This is a genomic window from Dysosmobacter segnis (assembly GCF_014297285.1).
Classification (GTDB): domain Bacteria; phylum Bacillota; class Clostridia; order Oscillospirales; family Oscillospiraceae; genus Oscillibacter; species Oscillibacter segnis.
Window position 1 is genome coordinate 1 of the sequence record NZ_JACOQI010000086.1, and the last position, 1,247, is coordinate 1,247.

The 1,247-nt window shown below is 59.0% G+C and carries 2 pseudogenes; both read left to right on the forward strand.

Annotated features, from left to right (window positions below):
- Window positions 1-79 precede the first annotated feature (79 nt).
- Window positions 80-739: pseudogene (locus H8Z83_RS19105) on the forward strand (DNA cytosine methyltransferase); the annotation flags it as partial.
- A 42-nt stretch (window positions 740-781) separates the two neighbouring features.
- A pseudogene (locus H8Z83_RS19110) lies at window positions 782-1,247 on the forward strand (hypothetical protein); the annotation flags it as partial.

Sequence of the window (1,247 nt, forward strand, 5' to 3'; positions counted from 1 at the left end):
GAGCGCCGTTTATACGGCGCAGGCTGCCGTCAACACCACCCGAACCATCGCCGCGGCGATCAAATGAAAGGGTGATGATATGACCTGGTTAACACAAATCACCATGGGCAGCCTGTTCGACGGTATCGGTGGATTCCCTTTGGCTGCGGTCCGCAACGGCATCACGCCGGTATGGGCGTCGGAGATCGAAGCATTTCCCATTGAGGTGACAAAGCTGCGCTTTCCCGGCATGATCCATGTAGGCGACATCACTAAGCTGCGTGGCGCGGAGCTGCCGCCTGTGGACATCATCTGCGGGGGCAGCCCGTGTCAAGATCTCTCCGTTGCTGGCGCAAGGGCAGGTCTTGCCGGCGCGCGTTCTGGCCTCTTTATGGAGCAGATGCGCATTGTGCGTGAAATGCGGTTGGCAGAGAAAGCCCGTGGCCGGGAGAGCGTCAACATACGGCCGCGCTGGATGTGTTGGGAGAATGTTCCGGGGGCTTTTTCAAGCGGAAAACCGAAGTATGAGGACTTTCGGATCGTGCTGGAGGAGATCGTGCGGATCTGCTTTCCCAACGAACTTATCCCAGGCCCCTATCCTTACGGATGGCCCGATGTCGGTGATCTCACGGCAGGCGATATGTTTTCTATTGCGTGGCGCTGTCTGGACGCGCAATTGTGTGGCGTCGCGCAGCGCCGCAAGCGCATTTTTCTGCTTGCGGACTTCGCCGGGCCGCTTGCGCCCCAGCTTTTATTTGATGTATTTGACGAAACGGAAAACAGCGGGAAGGAGGTCTCATAGATGTACCGATTCGACACGAACGGGCAGATGACGATGCTTGGGTTAGACACGGCTGAAAGGGGCGGAGCACCGCCCAAGCGCAGACCGGGCAAGCCGGACTCCGAACTGGTTTCGATCCCGTATTTCCACTTGGATCTGCTGTCCTCTCCCGTGGATCTCTTCGGACAGCGTCATTGGGAGTTCCGATCTCCATGGCGGGAAGGCAAGCGGCCCCTCAATACCGGGGCCGCGCCCCGCCGCCCGATCCGCGTCTCACTGTCTGGCATACTGGAAGCGTACCCGTCTCTAAAGTATTATTTATCGAAAACCGCCTGTCTGGGCATCCTGCGCCGCGCCTTTGAGCGCGGCAAGAAGCTGCCGAAGATGCTGGCGCGTGCGCTTAAGATCCAAGCGGGGCTCATGCGGCCGGACGGTCAGCTCACCAATATGCAGATGCAGACCTTCGTGACACAGCCAAATGGAGCCG